This window comes from Aliiglaciecola sp. LCG003, from assembly GCF_030316135.1.
In the GTDB taxonomy this organism is placed as follows: Bacteria; Pseudomonadota; Gammaproteobacteria; order Enterobacterales; family Alteromonadaceae; genus Aliiglaciecola.
Genome location: NZ_CP128185.1, coordinates 1,033,733 through 1,056,248 on the forward strand (window position 1 = coordinate 1,033,733; position 22,516 = coordinate 1,056,248).

The following is a 22,516-nucleotide window of genomic DNA, read 5'->3' on the forward strand; positions in this document are numbered from 1 at the left end:
AGCTGGCGCTTTAAAATTATTAACTTTCCGCAGCATAATTTATATATTGGCTAAAGTTCCAAAAGATTTTTGATAGTGGTCACCAAGCAGGGAGTATTATATTTTTTGATTTGTATAGCATTCTGACTATCATAGAAATACTAATAATAATTATAAGTCTAGAATGAGTGTGTATATGTCCTACAAATTGTCACTCTTAGTAAAGTTAAACATTGTCGGGCTTGCCTTCGTTTTTATGTTTAGTAATCAAGTTCAAGCTGAAAACAGTTTAGAGATTATTTACCTGCAGCGCTTACCTTTTAGTGGTGATATTAGTCATCAAAAAAGCGGAATTTTGCTCGATTTAAGTGAAGAAATCATGTCCAGCGCTAAGCTCACGTCAAACTACAAAGCGATTACTACATGGGTGGATGCCACCAGGTATCTAAAAGCGGAGGTCAATGGGTGTTTTTTAGGAAGTTATAAAACGGCAGAAAGAGCCAAACTGTATAAATTTTCTCAACCAATTTATCAAGAGCAGCCATACATAGTTGCCGCCAATTCAGCACTCAAAGATAGATTCAATGAAGAAGTGTTGATTGAGGATTTATTTGATTCAAACTTCCTCATGGGTTTCTATGAAAATTTTTCCTACGGTGAGGCTATTGATTCAAAGATGCGTACATCGAGTAACCCCAAAATTAATTTGCATTACCTTACCAATATGCAGGAAGATAATTTTGAAACCCGTAATATTTTTTCACTGATTGATAAAGGACGAGTTGACTATTATTTGATCAATGAAACCGAATACGATTGGAATATGCATAACAGTGGAGAAACATTAAATATAACTAAAATAAAATTGAAACCGACTCCTATAGGAAATTTTCGATATTACATGTGCAGTAACGCTGTCCCTGATGAAATTATTGAGCGACTAAATAAAGCTATTTTACAGGTTAAAAAATCCCCCCAGTACCGACAAATTATTAAAAGCTATAATAAGCCGTAATGGAAATGCTTTAGATAATAGCTTCAATCAAGAGCATCAGAACAGGTTGAAAACGTATGGCATACACAACTGTTAAATTTTCCTGTTTGTATTCCCTTTAATTTATAATCCCTGTAGCTGTCATTCTTTAGGCAATCTAAGCCCGTAAGCTTTATGTTACGTGCTTATAGCCCTCATATTTAACGTGTTGTTAGATCTAGGGGCTGCTCCTCAGCAATGAATAGCTCTAACTTTGGCCGCAACAAGCCCAAAGAATGAATATTAATCAATCCAAGGAATGCTTATCTATGTCTTTTCGATCGTTAGGCTTGTGTAATGCGCTATTGAAAGCGGTTGCAGAACAAGGTTATGCAACGCCATCACCGATACAGGTTGAAGCTATTCCGGCGGTGCTTAGTGGTCGTGATCTTATGGCGGTGGCTCACACCGGCACAGGTAAAACGGCCGCTTTTTGTTTGCCGGTGATGCAGCTACTGTCTGAAGGCTCAAGTCCACAAGCGAAAAAAGTCCGTGGGTTAATCATTACGCCGACCCGAGAGCTTGCTGCTCAGGTATCCGCAAGCCTTGAACGCTACAGCCGTCATATGAATATTCGCTCAGCGGTCGTGTTTGGTGGTGTGAGGATTGAGCCGCAGATATCCTTACTGCAAGAGGGTTTAGATATGCTGGTCGCTACGCCCGGTCGTTTGATTGATCTGTATAATCAGCAGGCTTTTAACTTTGATCAGCTTGAGATATTGGTCTTGGATGAGGCTGATCGCATGTTGGATATGGGCTTTGTCGACGACATCCGTCATATCCAAAGTCTGTTGCCTAGCAACCGTCAAACTTTAATGTTTTCAGCGACATTTTCTAAACAGATAAAATCTCTTGCCACAGGCATGTTAGATAATCCACTTTTGCTTGAAGTGACCGCCGCCAACAGTACGGTCGATACGGTTAAACAGCTTATATATTCTGTAGACAAAGCTCGCAAAAGTGAGGCGCTGATCCAGCTGATTAAGAACAATGATTGGCATCAAATTCTGGTGTTTAGTCGCACCAAGCGTGGCGCAGATAATTTGGTAACCCAGCTGAAAAACGCCGCTATCAGCGCCGACTCAATCCATGCAAACAGAACCCAGCATGCGCGCACACTTGCTTTAGATGGGTTTAGAAACGGTAGTATTAAGGTTTTGGTCGCCACTGATATTGCCTCTCGGGGCATTGATGTAGACCAACTGCCTTGTGTGATTAACTTTGATCTGCCCTATGTACCTGAAGATTATGTACATCGCATAGGTCGTACCGGTCGTGTTGGCAGCACAGGCTTAGCGATATCCTTATTCAGTGAGGATGAATCCAAACAGTTACAGACAATTGAACGAGTGATTGGCCGTAAGTTAGAGCGTCAAATCATCCCAGGTTTTGCGCCTAGCCAAAAAGCGCCAGTAGACTCATCAGATGATGACCTATATGGTAATTTTGAGCCAGATCCTAAACCTAGACGTCGAGACCAACCTCAGGGGTGGGCAGGCCATGGCAGAAAGTCGACCAATAAAAAGCGTAAAAGGTAGAATCTGCTGATTGGGGCTGTAAACTTAACCTGAGCCTAGTTATATATTGATGAATATCTTTTCAAGTACTCTGACCCTCTTGAATTCTGCTCAATTGCATAGTGAACTACAGCTACCCGCTATGCCGTTAGTTATCGAGAAACTCGAAGATTTTGTTGAACAGCTTTATCAAAGTTTTGAGGCGCAGCCTAGGTTAGTCCACTTACTGTTGGATGCTCAGTTGTTACCACGGATAGTGAATACGGCGTCGAAAATGCGCTATGAAGCACTAATAGTTTTATTAAAAAAACATTATCCCCACTGTGACGAGACATTGATCACCCAGACAGCGGCTAATCTGCGTTATATTATGAGTGCTTCAACATGGCGTTATTATCGACAGATGTTTGATTTTAATATGGTTGCTAGCGTTCAATGCGCCCGCATGGTCATTCGTCAGGCAATTGCCTATTTAAATTCAAAATGAATTCATTTGCTTCGCCGTCCAATAAAAGGGTGGTAATTTGTTTATATACTTAGGTTAATCTAGTGGCGCATTGCAAATACCGACTTGCAGGGATAACTTGATATGAACGGCGATAACGACAAGCCAGAGCTTGACTCAAGTATCTGAAACACTATCAGCGTCCTTGCTTAGCGAAGCTGGCTGTCTTTACTGCCTCGTCGATTGATAGAAGAGGTGAACACGGCTTTTTTCTCTTTCATGCTCTGACATTGAATACATAGCTGTACACCCGGCACCGCGTCTCTGCGAGCCTGTGGTATAGGTTTGTCGCATAGTTCGCAAAACTCGGCACTTTCGCCTTGTGGTAAGTTACTTTTTGCCATGGCAACCGCATCTTCTACACTCGCGTCAATTTGGTCTTGTACGGCTCCATCTTTTGCCCATCCTCCAGCCATATTTGCCTCCAGCAATTTAATAGTAAGTTGTTTAAACGCTTGGTAGCGCACTTTAGATCATTTCTATACGACCAGACGCGGACAAATTTGACAGGGCTAAAGGTAAAAAGAAATTATTGGAAAAGGTGAAGTGAAATAGCATTAAACAGGATACTGAGGAGGTGAGAGCTATAAAAATCAAGATATGGGCCCTTAAAAGGACCCAAATCAAATTAACTTGGACTCTTACTTAGAGTCCTGTTTGACTAAAAGTGTATTGCAGGATAATTAAGCTCGGGTTTTGCGTGATCTTAAACCAAGCAAACCGGCTAAAAATACCATTAATGTGGCAGGCTCAGGTACATCAATACTATTGCCTTCAACGATAGCCAACGAACAGTGATCGCCTGGTGCACATAGTGGAGAATCAGCAAGTCTTGTGAAGGTATTTGAAGCAATATCATAAACCTCAAATATAGTTTGAGTACCGCTATAACCATTTACATAAATTAGGCCGTCACTGCTAACGTCCATAGATGCATGGGTAACGGACATGGCTGCGCCTGTGTCTACTTGTTGGCATGTGCTTGTATTGGTGGCAAGCAGATTACCGCCTGTAAACACACTCGCATAAAAATTGCCATCATAATACCCGCCAACACGGCCATTTTCGCCGACACTTGTTGCAGAGCTACATACAGTCCCAAAAGACTGCGCATCTATATCATAGGTAAAAAATCCAGCTTGTCCATATGTACGTATGAGCAGTTGGTTGTTGACCATATCAATGTCAGATCCTGAAGATATTACCTCGGGTGTGCTTATAGAATTCCAATTGCCACCTATGGTGTAATATAGTTGTGAGGTACCATCATTCCCCCAATAAAATTCACCATCGGCATCTATATCAAACATCGATATTGCATTTCGGCCAGACGAAGCTGCAGGTCCAGCTAAGTGAAACATCCATTGATCCAGGCTATCGTCATATCTATATATGTTTGCATCTTGTATCAAGAGGGTCTATCAAGAGGGTCAGAGTCATTGAAGGCCGACTGAGAAGTTCACTTTTTGGTAAAGCCAAGTTCAGGGGAAGGACATAACCATCTATAGGTGTAAAAAGCAGACAGCACAGCAGGTAGCCTGATTTCTGGCAAGAATATTAGAGCATCGTTTATGGCTTATTAAGACGATCATTCAGATTAGGTTTTGACCAAAGGGCGTGACGCCAAGGATTAAATAACAAGATTGCAGTTACCTAATCCTTGGCTAAGCTGTGTGTTGTACAGATTCGGATTTGAATGTCTGATAAGCTGGTTCAAGTTTAAATAGAAGGGCTTGATCGTCAGCCATACAATACTCCAACTTTTATACTTAAAGAGTCACAGACTATGCGAATTATTACCAAAACATTTGCTATAGCACTAAGCTGTTTGGCTTTCGCCAGCCTAGCGAGTGCTCCTCGGGTGTATGAAAAGCAAGATCCCCCAAGGGAGCTTACCCAAGAGCAGGCAGCTCGTGCCCAGGCTAATTACCAAAAGTACTGCAGTTTGTGTCATGGCGCAGACCGAGAAGGGCATGCTAATGATCACGCACCCTCATTGCGGGCTAAGAGTTTATTTGAATCCGGAGTACCTCATGCTATTTTACGGCCAATGTCTTATGGACGCATAGGCACAGCAATGGCAGGCTATCTCGATGAGATGGGTGGCCCAATGACCCTTGATGAAACTTGGGATCTAACTTATTGGCTGTTTTGGCAATCAGGCGCTGAGCGAGTCAAGTTAAGTGAAAATCCAGTGATGGGAGATGCTGAAAAAGGTGCGCTTATTTATCAGCAGAATTGTGCAACATGCCATGGCAAAGATGGGGAAGGGATCAATGCCCCTGCGCTGGGGAATCAATCTGCGCTGACTCATAATAAAGACGAGTTTATTCGTTATGCAATTGAGAAAGGCCGTGAAGGCACGCCGATGGTTTCATTTGCTAACAAACTGACAGCAGCAGAAATCGATAACGTCACAGCTTTTATTCGTAGTCGCGCCAAGGGAGTGGAAATGGAACAGACCGTACTACACGCCATGCCCACACCAGATCAGTATATTCTAAACCCAAATAATGGCGATCCCGAGTTCACTTTAACAGATGATATCTATGTTTCTTCAGACGACTTATATGCTGCGATAAAAGCTAAAAAGAAAATGATCCTACTTGATACGCGGGTTCCTTCTGTTTGGCAGCGTGGACATATTGAAGGTTCAGTGCCTTTCCCGTACTACACCGACTTAGATGACAAGATTACAGATTTGCCTAAAGACGTATACTTAGTCGGGTATTGTTCCTGCCCAAGGGCGGCAACAGAGCACATCTTCAATCAGCTCAGAGAGCGGGGCTATGAAAAAACCGCCGTGTTGTATGAAGGCATTTTTGGTTGGATGAATCTTGGCTATCCGGTGATGACCGCAGAGGGGCAGTTTGATTTACCCGATATTGAGGAGCATTAATACTGACTTCGCTCAGATACGGACATATTCAGAGCACAAAAAAGCGCTGTAGCTAATAAAGCCACAGCGCTTTGGTTAGACTAGTCTAAGACTTAGCGGTCTAGGTTCATAACCTTAGTCCAAGCGTTAACAAAATCGTCAACAAACTTTTGCTTAGAGGTGTCAAAAGCATAGACTTCAGACACGGCACGCAGCTCAGAGTTTGAACCAAAAACCAAATCTACCGAGGTGGCGGTCCACTTCTGCTTACCTGATTTACGATCTAAACCTTCATACACACCATCAGTAGCTGACTTTTTCCAAACTGTGGACATGTCCAACAAGTTAACAAAGAAGTCATTATTGAGGGTACCAGGCTTGCTGGTCAGTACGCCGTGTTTAGCGCCACTGTGATTGGCACCTAATACGCGCAACCCACCTACCAATACGGTCATCTCTGGTACACTCAAATTTAATTGATCCGCTTTATCAACCAACATTTCAGTTGGTGATTTGTAGGCTGCTTCGCTATTGAAATAGTTTCTAAAACCATCGGCGCTGAGTTCAAGCAAGCTGAATGCATTTACATCAGTTTGTTGTTGAGTTGCATCACCACGACCTGATTTGAACGGAACAGTTACGCTATAGCCGGCATCTTTTGCTGCCTTTTCAATTGCTGCAGACCCGCCTAGTACTATAAGGTCAGCCAATGACACTTTGCTGCTATTGAAGAAACCGTCATTAAAATCTTTTTGAATTGATTTCAATTTGTTCAACACTTTTTCAGTTTCAGCTGGGTTATTCACCGCCCAATCTTTTTGAGGCGAAAGTGCAATGCGTGCACCGTTCGCACCACCACGCATATCGGTACCCCGATAGCTAGCAGCAGATGCCCAAGCGACTCGAACTAGTTCTGACACCGACAAACCTGAATCTAAAATTTTAGCCTTCAGCTTTTTAATATCACCATCATCGATTTTTGATATAGATTTTGGATCAACAGGATCTTGCCAAATCAACTCATCTTTAGGTACTTCTTTACCTAAAAAGTTGCGAGATGGTCCCATGTCTCTGTGGGTCAACTTGTACCAGGCTTTAGCAAACGCTAAACGATATTCTTCTGGATCTGCTAAGAATCGTTCCGCTATCTTACGATACTCAGGGTCAAACTTAAGCGCTAAGTCGGCCGTGGTCATCACAGGAGCGTTAAATTTACCTTTAACGTGAGCATCAGGTACCGCGTTGTGCAATGACTCATCTGTTGGTATCCACTGAATTGCGCCTGCTGGACTGCGCGTTTGCTTCCATTCAAAGTTCAACAAGTTGCTTAGATAAAGCGACGTCCACATAGTAGGTGCTTGGGTCCAAGCACCTTCCAAGCCACTGGTAATAGTGTCTTCAGAATGGCCTTTACCACACTTATTTTTCCAACCCAAACCTTGTTCTTCAATACCCGCGCCAGCAGGCTCTGAATCTAAACAATCTTGAGGTTTGTGTGCGCCGTGCATTTTACCGAAGGTGTGACCACCTGCAATGAGTGCCAACGTTTCTTCGTCATTCATGGCCATACGGCTAAATGCAACGCGAATATTCTTGGCTGAACCTAGCGGATCTGGTACGCCTTTTGGCCCTTCGGGATTGACGTAGATAAGACCCATGTGAGTAGCGCCTAAAGGACGTTCTAGTTTACCATCCTTGTCTTCGCGGTCACTGGCCAGCATTTCTACTTCCGGACCCCAATACACCATGTCTGGTTCCCAGTCATCATTACGGCCACCGGCAAATCCAAAGGTTTTAAAGCCCATATTTTCAAGTGCAACATTGCCCGCCAGAACGATTAGGTCAGACCAAGATATGGCCTCTCCATACTTTTGTTTGATTGGCCAAAGTAATCGACGTGCTTTATCTAAACTAGCATTATCTGGCCAGCTGTTTAGCGGCTCAAAACGTTGCTGTCCACCGCCAGCTCCGCCACGACCGTCTAGTGTGCGATAGGTACCTGCACTATGCCAAGTCATACGAATAAAGAATGGTCCATAGTTGCCAAAATCAGCAGGCCACCAATCTTGAGAGGTGGTTAATAGGGCATTGATGTCCTGTTTAACTGAATCTAGGTCTAGGCCTTCAAATGCTGCTTTATAATCGAAATCTGGGCCATAGGGGTTTGAGCGTGAATCATGATCACGCAGAGCAAATAAATCCAGTTGGTCAGGCCACCAAAATTGATTATTTCTAACCTGAGCTCCTTTTGGCACACCCACGACAGCTGGGCCTTTAGGTTTTGTCATTTCGGCTTTTTTATTATCATCTGCAAGTGCAGCACCGGACATCAGCACCATGCTGACTACCCCTGCAAGAGTCGTTTTGTAAAATCGTAATTTTTTCATTGTTAACTTCCTTAAAAGTGACGAATCTGGGTAGCCTCAGCAGCACTAAGACTCACCGTATCGCTCAGTACACTCTATTATTGAGGCACTGAGCTGCAGACCTTTCCCCAAGCAGCTTGATTATTATGTTGCTGCCTGAAATACAAAATCATAGAAATGTTAGCTGAAATACTTGTTAAATGAGTGTTAAATAAAGCGATTACACTAATAGAAAAACTTGATGCTAGAAATAGCCGGTGCAGAGATAACCTCAAAATATACAGACACCCATCATGAAATAATCCCACTTGGTTATTGCAAAATGGTAACAACCACCAATGCACCTAATCCCTTTTTCCCACTTACCATCTCAATATTAAGGGTAATTAAGCTTAGTGTTTTGACTCAGATCAAGTTACTAACATTGGTATTTTTTCAGGAGTCATTACATGGAAGGATAATCACATCAATTTCTAGAGTGCTTATTAAATATCTTGGAACCCTAAATATTGTAAAGTCTAAAATCTTACTCTAATGTTATTGAGGGGCTTAATATTTAATCTACTTTAGGATTTGGTAAATAAAGGGCACTCATAGTATGTCTATATATAAAAAAGCACCGTTAATAAAGAGCTAAGAAACGTCAGATATGATCGAGATCAGGTTAAGAGCATAAAGTGGACCAAATTATTATTTGCATTTAAATCAACTGGTTAGGTTAATTTTGTGTGATTTTTTTGATGGGGTGTTAAATAATTGGACAGAAATAAAAGACAGCGTGGTGATTATTTTTATCGCAACGGTAGAGTTTAAATATAGCTATTAAAGTGGCAGGCAACAGCTCGGTTGTTTATTTTACAGAACCAAAAATGGCATCCCACTGTTTATCTAATTGTATGTGTGCAGCCGCAAGTGATACTGCTTTATACAGGCTGTTTTCTTTGATCACCATGCCAAATCGAAGCAGTTTTTCTAAGGCATCTTCTATTTCAAAATCCATTTCAAAATTAAATTTTGTAGCGATCCATTGTTCAATGTGCTGATCTAATTGCTCGCGACTAATGGGCTGATGACTAGTCAGTAAGAAGTAATAAGCCAGAATCGCTTCTTTGCACTCCTCTTCTTCGGCAGCGTCAATCAGGTGATGAAAAACACCTGCATTGTTGTCGAGGTTTTTAAAATAGAGATTATCCGCTAGGGCTTTCATAAATTTTAACTTGCGGTTTTTGAATTTACTCCATTCCTTGAAAATAAATCCACCTAACACTCCCGCACCTGCGCACAATGCGATGAGTTCTTGGGTACCAATAGTCACAGCTTTATCAGACAAGCCAATCCAGTAACTGATAATACCCGCAAGTAACAGCATCGAAGCGCCCAGTTTGGTGACTAACACTACTGTACCGCCTACTAAAGCCGAGCCGCCAATTATGGCCTTGTCTAGGGTGCGCATGCGAATTTCACTATTGGGAAATAGCATTTCAAGATCCGCTTTAGGGACATTTTGGAACAATTTAATAATGGTGGAATCAGGTTCGAAATTGAGATTTTTATGTTTCTTGGCGGTAAAATACTCTGCACTTTTGAACTTGATGTAAACAGCAACTTTGTCGTAATTTGTAAAGCTCACTATCTGTTTTCTTAGCCCCCAAAACTTACTTAAGGTCTCGGTTTTTTGATATTCCCCGCGGCGATAGAACACCACTTCAGCGAAGTCTTCAAATTCAACTTCCAATCTTACTTTAAACAACGACTCTTCATTCAACGCCTCTAGTAAGTCTTGCTCGGTGACTTTTTCAAAGTTTGCGGCGTTTAATACTTGCGCGAATGTTTGTGCAAAGACCTGTTGTTGGTTGTTTAAATCTTGTGTGTTTGAGCGATAAACAGACAAGGTGTCGGAATTGGGAGCAAAGGGCGCATAATTGTCTTTTAGCACCTCAAGGGTCTGATGATATTCAAAATGGATTGTACTGACTAATATCTTACACAAGTCTAGAAAAGCCGTTTTATCCCCTTCGTTTAACTCTCCGTGCTCTACGCAAGCCTTGATTAAGTCGGCCTTGCGCAAGGGGATAAAGCGCTCTTTGCTGATACTTTGCTGCATCTGAGTGACTAGCCTATTGCCAATTGGATTGGGTTAATCTTGATTAACTATGGCCAAGGCCACGGCCTCTGCGACACGAATGCCATCGATGCCTGCTGACCATATGCCGCCAGCATAGCCTGCTCCTTCTCCGGCTGGATACAAACCTTGCACATTAACACTTTGATAGTCTTCACCGCGCTTGATGCAAATAGGTGAAGAGGTGCGGGTTTCAACTCCGGTCAATAACCCGTCGGCTTTAGCAAATCCCTTTATTTGACGATCAAAAGCAGGTATCGCCTCACGAATCGCCTGAGACACAAAATCGGGCACTACTTTGTTTAAATCAGTTAAGGACACCCCCGGCGTATAAGAGGGGGTCACCTCGCCTAGTTCAGCACTGGGTTTGCCGGCTAAAAAGTCGCCAATTAATTGCGCTGGCGCATGGTAGTTTTCGCCTCCAACTTTAAAGGCTAATGCTTCTAAACGGCGCTGCAATTCAATTCCCGCCAAAGGATGGCCGGGATAATCCTGTTCAGGGGTAATGCCGACGACTATGGCACTGTTAGCATTACGTTCGTGACGAGAATATTGACTCATCCCATTGGTGACGACCCTGCCAGGCTCAGATGCGGCCGCGACCACAGTGCCGCCAGGACACATACAAAAACTATACACCGTGCGCCCGTTTTTACAGTGATGGACTAGTTTGTAGTCTGCGGCACCCAAAATTGGATTCCCAGCGTTATCGCCAAAACGGCAGCGGTCGATCATGCTTTGCTCATGTTCAATTCGAAACCCCACCGAAAACGGTTTGGCTTCAATATAAACACCTTGCTCATAGAGTGCGGTAAAGGTATCGCGGGCGCTGTGGCCGATGGCCAACACAACCTGTTCACAGCTTAGGTAGTCGCCTCCGGATAGATGCAACCCTTTGATTTTATAGCCTTCATTGAGAGGGTCTAAATCCAACTTTTTAACTCGGGTACTAAAGCGAAATTCACCGCCAAGATCAATGATGTTCTGACGCATTTTTTCGACCATATTGACTAACTTGAAAGTACCAATATGGGGTTTACTCACATACATTATTTCTTCAGGCGCGCCTGCGGCTACAAATTCATGCAGTACCTTGCGACCATAGTGTTTTCTGTCCTTCACCTGACTATATAGTTTGCCATCCGAAAAGGTGCCTGCGCCACCCTCACCAAACTGTACATTTGATTCTGGATTGAGTGGCTTTTTACGCCAAAATCCAAAGGTGTCTTTGGTGCGTTCACGGACTTCTTTGCCGCGCTCCAGCACTATAGGTCTGAAGCCCATTTGAGCTAATACTAAGGCCGCAAATAAACCGCAAGGACCAAGGCCAATAACCACTGGTCTGTGCTTAAGCTCAGCAGGTGCTTGGGCGACAAATTTGTAGCGCATATCAGGCGTGATACGAACGCGGGGATCATCAGCAAATTGCTCTAATAGTTCAGCTTGATTTCCCACTTCGACGTCGAGGGTGTAAATGAGCTGAATATCTCTATTGTTACGTGCATCATAACCGCGCTTGAACATATTGAATGATAGTAATTGGCTTTTACTAATATTGAGTTTGCTTAAAATAGCATGCTCAAGGGCCTGTTCATCATGATCCAGGGGTAATTTAACATCGGTTAAACGTAACATATTAGATTTACTCTTTAAAACGCCGGACAGCCTTTCTGCCAGGGCACGATATTTTAAATCAGATGCACCGGTTTAGATAGCCTTGTTTAGCCAGTGTGGCTCAGTTGTGTGAGCTATCAGTTTGAGGCAGACAAAGTGGCAAAGAAACTTGTTTTTTGACGGGGCTACTTTAAACTTGGGACCGATATTGAATCATGAAATTTTTATCCCACAATGACCTTTGTAGTGACCGACAATTGCATAAAATGCAAATATACAGATTGTGTTGCCGTTTGCCCCGTTGACGCTTTTTTTGAGGGACCAAATTTTTTGGTGATCGATCCTATAATTTGTATCGACTGCGCGTTGTGCGTACCAGAGTGCCCAGCAGATGCGATTTTTCAAGACACTGAGTTGCCAGCAGAGCAAATAGAGTTTTTGGAAATCAATGCACAATTGTGTCAGCAGTGGCCGAATATTACTGAAATAAAAGCCCCGCCCGAAGATGCCGATAAATGGAACGGAGTCCCTGACAAACTGGCGTTACTTGAGCCTTAGATGATTTGGTATTATCCTTTAAATCCTTTGGCCACAAGATAAACTTCACGAGAGCGGGGACGAGAGGCAGCTGGCTTGCGTACTAGTACCTTATCGAAAGAGCTGCGTACGTCTTTGCTATATTCTTCATAGCCCACACCTTGGAACACTTTTGCACAAAAGCTACCTCCTGGTTTTAGCACGTTGCGGGCCATATCTAGGGCTAACTCTACAAGATAAATAGAGGCGTACTGATCGGTTGCGTTTACACCACTGAGGTTTGGCGCCATGTCAGAAATCACTAGGTCGACCTTTTTGTTATCTAAGCTGCTGAGTATTTCATCGTAAACAGCTTCTTCGGTAAAATCACCTTGGATAAAGGTCACGCCTGCGATCCCATCCATTGGCAGAATATCAGATGCGATAACGGTACCGCTGTCACCAACTAACGGGGCGACAATTTGTGACCAACCGCCAGGCGCAGAACCCAAGTCCATCACTATGCTGCCGGGACGGATCAACTTATCTTTTTCGTTGATTTCGATCAGTTTATAACTGGCACGAGAGCGATAACCGTCTATTTGGGCCTTCTTCACATAAGGATCGTTGACGTGTTCGTCCATCCATTTTTTACTGGTTTTTGATCGGGCCATAATGTGGGTCTACTTTTAGTATCGCGAAAACGGCACGTATTGTAAGCCTGCAGGTCGGATTTGCCAATTCCTTAGGCTTTTAAACAGCTCATTTATTTCGGATCTAGAATATTTAGCTGCTTTTCACCTGACTTAGATAGTTCAAAGCGCTACAATTGACCTCATCGAAAGCCTATTATTTACCTTTTGCCGCCGGCACTGGCTAGAAACTTGATGATTCATATTCCGGTATTCTTGTTGCGCTTCGACTATCTCAAACAGCCATTTAAAGACACGTAAATATGAAACTAGACGATATCAAGAAACTACATCAAAAAAAATACCGCTCACAATTAGGCTATTATTTAGTGGAGGGTGAACATCTTGTTCTTGAGTTACTAAAAGCGGCAAAAACCCATTCTAATTTAATTGACATAAAATTGTATGTTACTGAAGAGTATCAACAATGGACGAGTCAGTTGAATACGGATTTCAGCATTATCGTTATTAACAAAAAACAAATGGCCCATATCAGCGATACTAAAACGCCCCAAGGGATCCTAGCCTGTGTGCCGTTACCCCAATTAAAAGATAATACAGCGATAAGCAAGCAAGGTGAGCGTTTTATTTATCTGCACGAAGTGCAAGATCCTGGCAATCTGGGCACCATATTAAGAACCTTGGCGTGGTTCGGCAACTTCCGTTTATTGCTGAGTCCGAACAGCGTTGATCCATTCAACCCAAAAGTTGTCCGAGCCAGTATGGGCGCGATTTTCCATGTGCCAATTGAATTAGATGTGGAATTAGAAGACTTACAATCGCGTTTTAAAAAGTTCGCCTATTTAGATATGCAAGGATGCAAAGTAAACACACCTAAGTTTGCAAATTATGATTGTTATTTATTTGGTAACGAAGCCCGTGGCGTGCCCCTTAACGCTCTGCAAGCGTTTAATGCCGATGCCTTTACTATCGAAGGGAGCGGAAATATCGATTCACTCAATTTAGCCAGTGCAGTCAATATATGTGTGTATCAGTTGTCGGTGTGATCAGAGTATCTAGGTGCTTGGATTTATTGCAGGCGCATAGTAAAAAGCCCCAGTAAATACATGGGGCTACAAAACTCTGGTAAAGAAATACTTATCCAATGATGGTTTTTCTGTTTCTGCGATTAAGACCAACACCCATAATACCAAGAGCTAATAAGGCAAGAGTCGCAGGCTCTGGTATCGAAGGAGGCTCTTCATCGATAAAGAATTCATCCATGCCGAAGCCTTCTGCACCGGATCCGTAAGTGATCGAAAAGGCCATAATGCCATCAAACTCTGCTCCCAGAAATAGTTCAGAATTGGGTCCAGCAAAGCCCCAATCATCCGACGGTAATAACATGGTAAAAGAGATGTTAGTGCCATCCATTAAGGCATTGAGATAGACCTCTTCGCTACCACTAGCAGCACAGCCACCGCAGTCTGTATTGGTGGTGATTTTGAAATAATTTAAATCAAAGGCGGTTCCATCAATTTTGTTTACTTGGATCTGTTCCATATCACCATAAGATCCATCGGCCCAATGTCCATGTATGACATCGTTGCCGACACCATAATAGTGTAGTGGTCAACTAAATCCGGACACCATTTTAGCTAATTCTTCTGCTTTAGCAGGTGGTAGCCCATTGTTAAATTGGTGTGGCCTTTCCCAGTTATAATAATTCATCAGGTAGTAACCCACATCTCGTTTCGCTTCGTTTATCGAACAGTAACCGTTTGAAGGCACCCATTCAGATTTTAGACTTCTAAATACTCTTTCCATTGGGCTGTTATCCCAGCATTTGCCGCGTCGACTCATGCTTTATGTCATTCGGTAGCGCCATAGCCTCTGTCGGAATTTACGAGCACCATATTGTGAACCTTGGTCGCTATGGAACATAACATCCTGTGGCTTTCCCCTATGCTCATAGGCCATATCCAAAGCTTTGGCAGCTAACTCTGCGTCCGCTCGATTCGACAAGCTCCACCCAATCACACGTCGAGTAAATAAGTCGATAACCACCGCGGCATAATGCCATGAACTTCCTGTCCAAATGTAGGTGATATCTCCACACCAGACCTGGTTTGGCTGTTCCACATCAAACTGACGAGCCAATAAATTTGGAATGTCCGGCCGTTCAACTTGTACGTTTTTGTAAGCGTGCTTGCCAGGCTGCTTACTCATCAGTCCTTGCTCTTTCATGAGCCGACTCGCTTTGAACCGCCCCATGACAACGCCCTCATCGCGAAGCATAGCGACAATGGTGCGTGAACCCGCTGACTGACGACTTTTGTCGAAAAGGCGCTTCACCCTGGCTCGCAATATGCGCCTTTTAGTCTTGATAAGTCGTTGTCGTTTTTTAAGTTCGTAATAACTACTGACGCCTACTCCCATCGCCGAACAGACCAATTCAGTTGACTCATGCTCTCTCAATCGGTCTATCAGCGTGTAGATTTCAGTTCGTCTGACATCAAGAGAGCGGTAGCCTTTTTTAGTATCGACTTTTCTCGTTCTAGTCTATTCACTCGAGCCTCGAGCTCTTGAATACGTTGCTGGTCTGTTGTTAATGCTTTGGACTTCGGCGTTGTACCGCCGCGCTCCAATTCCAATTGTTGCACCCAACTACGCAGCGTATTCTCATGGACATCAACTGTACGGGATGCCTCGGCATAGTTATAACCTTGATCGAGAACTAAACTCGCAGCATCATGTTTAAATTCCGGACTAAATGACCGGCGACTTCTTTTTACCATTGAACACCTCGTTTATCAGTGTAATGTTACCACTTAAAACGATATTCGGGTTTAGTCTGCCACTACAGTTACTGCGTTGTTCGCTATCAATTACTTGGGCTAATCCTGCACACAAGGCCACGTGGCCACAAGGAAATATTACCCCAAATTCACTTAACAACCCGCGTATCTGGTTACTCAGGGCCGTTTTGTTTCTAATTAAGCGCTCTCGAATTCGATGCAAGCAATTAATTTCTTGCTGTTGCTCAGATTTAACGGGGACAAAGCGGATATGTGAGCGCTGGCTTCTGCTATGGCAAAAGCGTCGTTATGGTCATTCTTGTTGCCTCGCACAAAAGGCGTGACATGTTGGGCTGGTATAAGCTTGGTATCATGACCTAATTTAGCAATTTCACGCCCCCAGTAATGCGATGAATAACAGGCTTCCATCACCACCAACGTAGGTGGTTGTTGGCGCATAAAATCAAGTAGCTCAGTCCGTTTTAATTTCTTATTAAATTGCGGTTTAATATGTTCATTTACTCCGCACACTTGAAATACAGTCTTTGCCAAATCGATGGTAATTGTTTTAAGCTTCATATTGGACGTTCCCTATGTAAATAGTCTTGTTTAAGAACTACTATTTTGGCGCATTGACGCCGTATTGGGGAGCGTCCATCTCATCACCCACTCATAAATCGCTAAGCAGCTAAAAAACTAGGCTATATGCATTACAACTAAACTAGCTGCAGTGATGCTGTCTGTATTGGCGAAATCCCATGCCAGTCCAGCGCTTGAAAGCTTTGGCAAAAGCGCTTTCGTCATGGTAACCAAGATAATCAGCCAGCCCTGCTTGAGTGGTGCCAGGTTTTGTTACTTGCTCTAGCGCATGTTGTTTTCTTATGTCATGTGAAATCGACTGGTAACTCAACCCTTCGGCCAATAGTTTTCGTGAGAGTGTACGTTCACTTATGGCCAAGCTGGTAGCTAATTGCGAACGTGATAACCAGGGTTGTCGGATTAACAACGCCTGGACCTTGGCTGGGAAATTTTGCGGCTTAAGTTGCGCGAGTTGTTGTCTTGCTAAATCCAGCATTTGCGCTTGAACAACTGGATTCACCTCTCGTTGCTTGAAGTTCCAATCGTCATCGGCATACACGATAGCATTCTGTTTTTGTCCAAAATGTACCTTAGCGTTATTAAACACACGATTATACAAAGCTAAGTCTGTCTGTCTTGCATGTTTGAAATAGACTGCGACTGGCGCGATATCTTTACCTGAAACCCAGCGGGCTCCGGCCACAATGCTAGCCATAATAGCTTCTATGCGCAGTGAAACCGCGGCGCTAAACCTTGCCTCGTAGCTCAGCTTCCAGCCTTGCTTTCCGTGGGATTTGCTAAAGCTTCCTCCTTCGCCAACTAAAGATGAGTAGTTAACCAAACTATCAACTGCGACACCTAATGAAGGACTACTGAGAAGTAAAAATCCCATAGTATCGAGACTTTGCGGAAGCATAGACAAACCAATAGTGAGACCAAGACTAGGATCATTTTCGGCCGCTAAACTTTGCCACAACTCATCCTGCAAAGCCATGGGTAGACGGAGTGCTCCATCATATTGGTTGATTTGCTGCTTGAGTTGAGAAGTGATTGGAATATCCAATTGCTCTATGTGGCGCATGATTGCCCAGGTAAAACTTTGAGTAACACTGGCATCCATAGATGTTCTCCGCCGTCCTATTACAAATACAGCTAGTTTCTTTTGGCTGTCTCGAATTAACTAGTAAGTTGTCCTATCTTACCAGTGTCAGAATGTAAATGTCTTGTTAATATGATGGGCATATTAATTGTAGAGTGGTTCCTTATGAATCCTTATGTTGTCATCGGCGCAGGCCCGATGGGTTTGTGTACTGTCCGCCGTCTTAAAGAGCAAGGCATCGAGGTAATTGGGCTAGAAGCCAATAGTGATGTTGGCGGATTATGGGATATTGACAGTCCGACTAGTACTATGTATGACTCAGCTCATCTTATCTCTTCAAAAAAAATGACTGAGTTTGATGACTTTCCTATGGCTGAAAATGTGGCAACCTATCCCCGGCATGATCAGCTAAAAAAGTACTTCCAAGAGTATGCCAAGCATTTCGGACTCAATCCTCACTATCGATTTGGCTGCTGGGTAGAAAAAGTCGAACCTGAAGGCAGTAACTGGCGTATTGTCTATCGTCAAAATGACCAACGTCATGAACTACTAGCCAGTGGATTACTGCTTGCCAACGGCACCCTTCATCATCCCAATGTGGTTAAGTTTGAAGGCCAGTTCGCAGGGCAAATGTTACATAGTTGCGATTACCGCAGTACTGATATTTTCGCCGATAAGCGGGTATTGATTATTGGTTGCGGAAATAGTGGCTGTGATATAGCAGTCGATGCTGTGCATCGAGCCAAATCGGTGGATATGGTTGTGCGCCGAGGTTACTACTTTTTGCCTAAGTTTGTGGCGGGCCGACCGACTGATACCCTAGGAGGGAAGATTCGCTTACCCAATCGTTTAAAACAAGCACTTGACGGCCTGTTAGTAAAATTGATTTCTGGTAAACCCAGTAGTTATGGCTTACCTGATCCAGATTACCGTATGTATGAATCCCACCCTGTGATCAATTCTTTGTTCTTACATCATATAGGACATGGTGATATTAACGTTCGTTCGGGCATTGACCGTTTAACTGAAAGGGGAGTAACCTTTTCAGATGCTAGCCAAGGTGAGTATGACCTGATTCTTCAGGCAACCGGCTATAAGCTGCATTATCCATTTATCGAACAAAAGCATCTCAACTGGCATAAAGATGCGCCACAGTTGTATTTAAATGTTTTTAACCCATTGCACAGCAACTTATTTGTTATGGGAATGGTGGAAGCGGCTGGGCTTGGCTGGCAAGGACGTGATGAGCAAGCCAAACTAGTTGCGCAGGTGATTCGACTGCAACAAGACAACCCACAAGCGGCAGAGGTGTTTTTCGACAAAGTTAAAGCTAAGGCTAATATTCGTATTGATGGTGGTATGCGATACTTGGAACTAGAACGGATGGCCTACTATGTGCACAAAGCTAAATACCTCAAAACCATCGCCAGTGAAATGCATCAATTGAGCGCTGAGTTGTAGATGTCTGCCCTGACTCTGTTTGTCCTAAATGCAGTGCTGGCCATGATGATGTTCGGCATTGCACTTAGTCTGACGACTGCTGATTTTAAGCGTATTGTCAGTAAACCAAAGGGCCCTATGGTCGGCTTAGCTGCACAGTTTATTCTGTTACCTGCTTTGACCTGTGGGCTCACTTGGCTGATACCAATGCCCAGTGAGGTAGCCCTAGGACTGATTTTGGTAAGTTGTTGTCCTGGTGGCAGTTTTTCTAACCTCATGACCTATTTGTCTAACGGTAATACTGCAATGTCAGTGAGTATGACTGGGGTGGCCAGTCTGCTGGCTTGCGTACTCACACCCTTTAATTTCATGCTTTACGCTGAGCTTAATCCGCACACTCAACAATTGATGCAAACTATCTCCGTTTCGGCCACAGATATGCTGGTCATTGTGGCGCTGGTGTTAGCACTACCCTTAGCTGCTGGGCTGTTTTGTGCCAATCATTTTCCGCATTTTGCTCGTCGCAGCGAGCCTTTTTTCCGCATAGTTTCCCTTATTACCCTGTTTGGTTTTGTCGCTATAGCCTTGACTATGAACTGGCAGCGTTTTATTGGCGGCGCCAGTATCTTCCTGTTGGCGGTGGTATTCCATAATGCGCTGGCCCTGATGATAGGTTGGGGATCAGCGCGAGCCTTAGGGCTGAACAAGGCAGACCGGCGGGCCATTACCTTGGAGGTTGGCTTGCAAAATTCTGGCCTGGGGCTTGGCATTATCTTTACTTTTTTTGCAGACCAAACCGCTATGGCGATCATCGCCGCGGCTTGGGGGATTTGGCATCTAATTTCAGGCATGGGACTGAGTCTTACTTGGCAATATCTAGATCGCCGTCACGCTCGTCAGAACAAACATAAAAAGCAGTTTATATATGAATCTTAACATTTTGATTACCGGTAGCGAGGGCTATCTCGGCCAACGTTTGATCAGTCGTCTCGCTGAACAGCACAATATTCTTGGTATAGATATTCGAGTGGCCAACCCATCGCACTATCATTATCAACAAATGGATATTCGTGAACCGGCCCTGCGTGAACTGATAAATGAGCATAGCATCACCCATGTAGTCCATTTAGCCAGTGTTATGCAAGCTAGTGCAGATCGTCAATGGGATTTTGACATCGATGTTAACGGCACCCGCAATGTGCTTGATGCGTGCGTGGCGGGTGGAGTGAGACACCTTACTGTCACGAGCAGCGGCGCGGCGTATGGTTATCATGAAGATAACCCTGCTTGGCTCAGTGAACATGATCCTCTGCGCGGTAATGATAGCTTTGCCTATAGTTGTCACAAACGCTTAATTGAAGAGATGTTGGCGCGATACCGCAGCCGTTATTCCGCCCTTAAACAATTGGTATTGCGGCCTGGCACGGTGCTAGGTCAAACCACTCAAAATCAAATCACCAATTTGTTTGATCAGAAACGCATTATGGCTGTCAAAGGCTCTCCCTCTCCCTTTGTGTTTATTTGGGATGAAGATGTGGTCGAAATAATACGTATGGGAGTTTGTGAAAGTAAATGTGGCCAATTTAATCTGGCGGGTGACGGTGCGATGACCCTGGTGGAAATTGCTGAAGCATTAAACAAGCCCCTAGTTGAGTTACCCCCTTGGCTACTCAAATTTGCTCTGACCCTCGGCCACTCCCTTGGCCTTACTCAATATAGTGCAGAGCAACTGGAATTTTTGCGATATCGTCCCGTGCTGGATAACCGAGCGCTTAAGCAAGATTTTGGCTATACGCCAATTAAGTCCAGCCGAGAAGTATTTGATTTTTACCTTAAACACAATAGGGAGCAGCGCTGATGGCCCAATCAAAGCTTTCGAATTCACTACCTGTGGCAGTGATCACGGGTGCAGCTTCTGGTTTAGGGTTGGATTTGGCGCAACAACTTCATTCAAGCTATCAGTTGGTGTTGATTGATATCGACATGGAGCGTTTGTTGGCAAAAACTCAGAATTTAGTTGGCGTGTTACATTATAGTTGTGACTTAGCCGATTCAACCGCTATCGAACAACTGACGTTAACTCTTAACGGGCAACTCTTGCGAGTTGATTTGTTAATTAACAATGCTGGTATCACCCACCGTTCATTGGCTATGAAAACTGACCATGAGGTTATTCGCAAGGTGATGGCTGTTGATTACTTAGCACCAGTGCAACTAACCCAGGGCTTGCTGTCATTGTTAACCCAAGCAAAGGGTAAAGTTATCAATATTGGCTCTATGGCTGGTTGGATGCCTGTGCTGGGACGAGCTGGTTATTGTGCCGCAAAGTCTGCATTACACCAATATTTTGAAACGTTACGCGCTGAGTTGCAGGATGAAGGTGTTACAGTATTAATGGTTTATCCAAGCTTTTTAGATACGCCAATAGAGCAAAATGCGTTGAACGGACTTGGACATAAAGCTACTCATAAACGTTCAATGGTGGGCAAGATGCGTACAAGTGACTGGATGGCTAGTGCGATTGTCACTGCAATTCAACAGGGGAGGGGCCGGCTATTCCCTGATGTATTTACCAATCTTTCAAGTATTTTGTATCGACTCTTTCCTAGTCTTTATATGCGCTTAATGCGTAGAAAATTAGCATCTGAATTGGAGGTGCAGCAATGACCTTTCTAGTGGTAGCGATAGGAGTATTTGTTGCGTTTACTATAGAAGCTATGACCGGCTTTGGCAGTATAGTTATCGCCTTGTCGATTGGTGCTTTAGTGATGGATATTCCAGTATTGGTGCAATGGTTAGTGCCACTAAATATCCTGATGACAGCTCCTCTGGTGTGGCGCTTACGCAATCATATTGCCCGTAATTTTTTGCTCACTCAGATACTGCCATTTATGGCCTTGGGTACCCTGATTGGCGTTTTGTTGACAGGCCAATTGCCTGAGTTGTATGGCAAAGGACTTTTTGCCTTACTGATATGTTGGTTTGCTGGGCGCTCACTAGCACAAATGCAGGCGGCTAATCATGGTTCAATATTACGTAAAATTTTGATTTTTAGCGCTGGTATTACCCATGGACTATTTGCTTCAGGGGGGCCGCTACTTGTATATGCCAGTGCCAAAAGCGGGTTGGATAAAACCCAATTTCGTGCCACTTTGCTCAGCGTTTGGCTAAGCCTCAATGGTGCACTAACTATATGGTTTGCCGCGTCCGGTACGCTACAACAGCACGCAAGTCATATTCTGATGTTAGTGCCGGTGGTTCTGGTTGGCGCATTACTTGGCAATTTTCTTCATCATAAGGTGAGTCAGCAACAGTTTACCCGCATTGTCTTTTCAGTCCTTTTACTAGTCGGGGTTTTGCTGTTACTCAAAACCGCCAGTCAGATATTCGGCTAAACAGTTTCAATCCAATCAAAGTTAATCGATATCAAATGGAGCT

19 protein-coding genes and 2 pseudogenes are annotated in these 22,516 nt (G+C 43.8%); 11 read left to right on the forward strand and 10 right to left on the reverse strand.

Going from position 1 to position 22,516, the window contains the following annotated elements:
* Positions 1-175: 175 nt before the first annotated feature.
* The 3 genes from QR722_RS04315 to QR722_RS04325 all read left to right on the forward strand — a co-directional run bounded on the left by QR722_RS04315 (position 176) and on the right by QR722_RS04325 (position 3,016).
* Complete coding sequence (locus tag QR722_RS04315) at positions 176-994, forward strand: substrate-binding periplasmic protein (protein WP_286285600.1); 819 nt, start codon at positions 176-178, stop codon at positions 992-994.
* A 287-nt stretch (positions 995-1,281) separates the two neighbouring features.
* Positions 1,282-2,550, forward strand: a complete 1,269-nt coding sequence (locus tag QR722_RS04320; protein WP_286285603.1) for a DEAD/DEAH box helicase — start codon at positions 1,282-1,284, stop codon at positions 2,548-2,550.
* 79 nt (positions 2,551-2,629) lie between these two features.
* On the forward strand, positions 2,630-3,016 hold the full coding sequence (locus tag QR722_RS04325; protein ID WP_286285605.1) for a hypothetical protein: 387 nt from the start codon (positions 2,630-2,632) through the stop codon (positions 3,014-3,016).
* A 167-nt stretch (positions 3,017-3,183) separates the two neighbouring features.
* Here QR722_RS04325 and QR722_RS04330 read toward each other — a convergent pair whose 3' ends face one another.
* The gene (locus tag QR722_RS04330; RefSeq protein ID WP_286285607.1) at positions 3,184-3,450 is read right to left on the reverse strand and encodes a DksA/TraR family C4-type zinc finger protein; all 267 of its coding nucleotides are present in this window, start codon (positions 3,448-3,450) and stop codon (positions 3,184-3,186) included.
* 267 nt (positions 3,451-3,717) lie between these two features.
* Entirely contained in the window at positions 3,718-4,395 is a 678-nt protein-coding gene (locus tag QR722_RS04335) for a PEP-CTERM sorting domain-containing protein (protein WP_286285609.1), read from the reverse strand.
* Between the two features lie 425 nt (positions 4,396-4,820).
* Here QR722_RS04335 and QR722_RS04340 point away from each other — a divergent pair, with 425 nt between their 5' ends.
* Positions 4,821-5,933, forward strand: coding sequence for a c-type cytochrome (locus QR722_RS04340; protein ID WP_286285610.1), 1,113 nt, complete (start codon positions 4,821-4,823; stop codon positions 5,931-5,933).
* Positions 5,934-6,025: 92 nt separating this feature from the next.
* On the opposite strand, the gene katG is transcribed toward QR722_RS04340, so the two are convergent.
* The 3 genes from katG to QR722_RS04355 all read right to left on the reverse strand — a co-directional run bounded on the left by katG (position 6,026) and on the right by QR722_RS04355 (position 12,035).
* Positions 6,026-8,299, reverse strand: coding sequence for a catalase/peroxidase HPI (katG, locus tag QR722_RS04345; RefSeq protein WP_286285612.1), 2,274 nt, complete (start codon positions 8,297-8,299; stop codon positions 6,026-6,028).
* Between the two features lie 829 nt (positions 8,300-9,128).
* The gene (locus tag QR722_RS04350) at positions 9,129-10,370 is read right to left on the reverse strand and encodes a TMEM143 family protein (RefSeq protein WP_286287559.1); all 1,242 of its coding nucleotides are present in this window, start codon (positions 10,368-10,370) and stop codon (positions 9,129-9,131) included.
* A gap of 45 nt (positions 10,371-10,415) precedes the next feature.
* A complete protein-coding gene (locus QR722_RS04355; RefSeq protein ID WP_286285614.1) occupies positions 10,416-12,035 on the reverse strand; it encodes an NAD(P)/FAD-dependent oxidoreductase in 1,620 nt (539 codons plus the stop codon).
* A 213-nt stretch (positions 12,036-12,248) separates the two neighbouring features.
* On the opposite strand from QR722_RS04355, the gene fdxA reads away from it, so the two are divergent.
* Positions 12,249-12,572: a ferredoxin FdxA gene (fdxA, locus tag QR722_RS04360; protein ID WP_286285617.1), complete on the forward strand. Its 324-nt coding sequence runs from the start codon at positions 12,249-12,251 to the stop codon at positions 12,570-12,572.
* 11 nt (positions 12,573-12,583) lie between these two features.
* Here the strand turns inward: fdxA and rlmE are convergent, their stop codons facing one another.
* On the reverse strand, positions 12,584-13,204 hold the full coding sequence (gene rlmE, locus QR722_RS04365) for a 23S rRNA (uridine(2552)-2'-O)-methyltransferase RlmE (RefSeq protein ID WP_286285619.1): 621 nt from the start codon (positions 13,202-13,204) through the stop codon (positions 12,584-12,586).
* Between the two features lie 281 nt (positions 13,205-13,485).
* Between rlmE and QR722_RS04370 the strand changes: the two genes are divergently transcribed.
* Positions 13,486-14,229, forward strand: coding sequence for a TrmH family RNA methyltransferase (locus QR722_RS04370; RefSeq protein WP_286285622.1), 744 nt, complete (start codon positions 13,486-13,488; stop codon positions 14,227-14,229).
* A gap of 91 nt (positions 14,230-14,320) precedes the next feature.
* Here the strand turns inward: QR722_RS04370 and QR722_RS04375 are convergent, their stop codons facing one another.
* From QR722_RS04375 to QR722_RS04390, 4 genes and pseudogenes are all read right to left on the reverse strand, one after another.
* Positions 14,321-14,725: a PEP-CTERM sorting domain-containing protein gene (locus QR722_RS04375; protein ID WP_286285624.1), complete on the reverse strand. Its 405-nt coding sequence runs from the start codon at positions 14,723-14,725 to the stop codon at positions 14,321-14,323.
* Between the two features lie 69 nt (positions 14,726-14,794).
* Positions 14,795-15,960 (reverse strand): annotated as a pseudogene (locus tag QR722_RS04380) (IS3 family transposase).
* A gap of 121 nt (positions 15,961-16,081) precedes the next feature.
* Positions 16,082-16,539, reverse strand: a pseudogene (locus tag QR722_RS04385) (IS110 family RNA-guided transposase); the annotation flags it as partial.
* A gap of 142 nt (positions 16,540-16,681) precedes the next feature.
* Positions 16,682-17,659 (reverse strand): AraC family transcriptional regulator, encoded by a 978-nt coding sequence (locus tag QR722_RS04390; RefSeq protein ID WP_286285626.1) that lies wholly within the window; start codon positions 17,657-17,659, stop codon positions 16,682-16,684.
* A gap of 144 nt (positions 17,660-17,803) precedes the next feature.
* On the opposite strand from QR722_RS04390, the gene QR722_RS04395 reads away from it, so the two are divergent.
* Genes QR722_RS04395 through QR722_RS04415 form a run of 5 tightly spaced genes read left to right on the forward strand, consistent with a single transcriptional unit; the run spans position 17,804 to position 22,473 of the window.
* Entirely contained in the window at positions 17,804-19,099 is a 1,296-nt protein-coding gene (locus tag QR722_RS04395; protein WP_286285628.1) for a flavin-containing monooxygenase, read from the forward strand.
* Positions 19,100-20,014, forward strand: coding sequence for a bile acid:sodium symporter family protein (locus tag QR722_RS04400; RefSeq protein ID WP_286285629.1), 915 nt, complete (start codon positions 19,100-19,102; stop codon positions 20,012-20,014).
* Complete coding sequence (locus QR722_RS04405; RefSeq protein WP_286285631.1) at positions 20,004-20,936, forward strand: SDR family oxidoreductase; 933 nt, start codon at positions 20,004-20,006, stop codon at positions 20,934-20,936. The genes QR722_RS04400 and QR722_RS04405 overlap by 11 nt, the downstream gene beginning before the upstream one ends.
* Entirely contained in the window at positions 20,936-21,745 is an 810-nt protein-coding gene (locus QR722_RS04410; RefSeq protein WP_286285632.1) for an SDR family NAD(P)-dependent oxidoreductase, read from the forward strand. Before QR722_RS04405 ends, QR722_RS04410 begins: the two co-directional genes overlap by 1 nt.
* A complete protein-coding gene (locus tag QR722_RS04415; protein ID WP_286285633.1) occupies positions 21,742-22,473 on the forward strand; it encodes a sulfite exporter TauE/SafE family protein in 732 nt (243 codons plus the stop codon). Before QR722_RS04410 ends, QR722_RS04415 begins: the two co-directional genes overlap by 4 nt.
* The last annotated feature ends 43 nt before the right edge of the window (positions 22,474-22,516 follow it).

What these genes read in the sequence shown, in the direction of transcription:
- QR722_RS04315 (WP_286285600.1), top strand. Translation starts at nt 176, where the DNA reads ATGTCCTACAAATTGTCACTCTTAGTAAAGTTAAACATTGTCGGGCTT.
- QR722_RS04320 (WP_286285603.1), top strand. Translation starts at nt 1,282, where the DNA reads ATGTCTTTTCGATCGTTAGGCTTGTGTAATGCGCTATTGAAAGCGGTT.
- QR722_RS04330 (WP_286285607.1), bottom strand. Translation starts at nt 3,450, where the DNA reads ATGGCTGGAGGATGGGCAAAAGATGGAGCCGTACAAGACCAAATTGAC.
- QR722_RS04335 (WP_286285609.1), bottom strand. Translation starts at nt 4,395, where the DNA reads ATGTTTCACTTAGCTGGACCTGCAGCTTCGTCTGGCCGAAATGCAATA.
- QR722_RS04340 (WP_286285610.1), top strand. Translation starts at nt 4,821, where the DNA reads ATGCGAATTATTACCAAAACATTTGCTATAGCACTAAGCTGTTTGGCT.
- katG (WP_286285612.1), bottom strand. Translation starts at nt 8,299, where the DNA reads ATGAAAAAATTACGATTTTACAAAACGACTCTTGCAGGGGTAGTCAGC.
- QR722_RS04355 (WP_286285614.1), bottom strand. Translation starts at nt 12,035, where the DNA reads ATGTTACGTTTAACCGATGTTAAATTACCCCTGGATCATGATGAACAG.
- fdxA (WP_286285617.1), top strand. Translation starts at nt 12,249, where the DNA reads ATGACCTTTGTAGTGACCGACAATTGCATAAAATGCAAATATACAGAT.
- rlmE (WP_286285619.1), bottom strand. Translation starts at nt 13,204, where the DNA reads ATGGCCCGATCAAAAACCAGTAAAAAATGGATGGACGAACACGTCAAC.
- QR722_RS04370 (WP_286285622.1), top strand. Translation starts at nt 13,486, where the DNA reads ATGAAACTAGACGATATCAAGAAACTACATCAAAAAAAATACCGCTCA.
- QR722_RS04375 (WP_286285624.1), bottom strand. Translation starts at nt 14,725, where the DNA reads ATGGAACAGATCCAAGTAAACAAAATTGATGGAACCGCCTTTGATTTA.
- QR722_RS04390 (WP_286285626.1), bottom strand. Translation starts at nt 17,659, where the DNA reads ATGGATGCCAGTGTTACTCAAAGTTTTACCTGGGCAATCATGCGCCAC.
- QR722_RS04395 (WP_286285628.1), top strand. Translation starts at nt 17,804, where the DNA reads ATGAATCCTTATGTTGTCATCGGCGCAGGCCCGATGGGTTTGTGTACT.
- QR722_RS04400 (WP_286285629.1), top strand. Translation starts at nt 19,100, where the DNA reads ATGTCTGCCCTGACTCTGTTTGTCCTAAATGCAGTGCTGGCCATGATG.
- QR722_RS04405 (WP_286285631.1), top strand. Translation starts at nt 20,004, where the DNA reads ATGAATCTTAACATTTTGATTACCGGTAGCGAGGGCTATCTCGGCCAA.
- QR722_RS04410 (WP_286285632.1), top strand. Translation starts at nt 20,936, where the DNA reads ATGGCCCAATCAAAGCTTTCGAATTCACTACCTGTGGCAGTGATCACG.
- QR722_RS04415 (WP_286285633.1), top strand. Translation starts at nt 21,742, where the DNA reads ATGACCTTTCTAGTGGTAGCGATAGGAGTATTTGTTGCGTTTACTATA.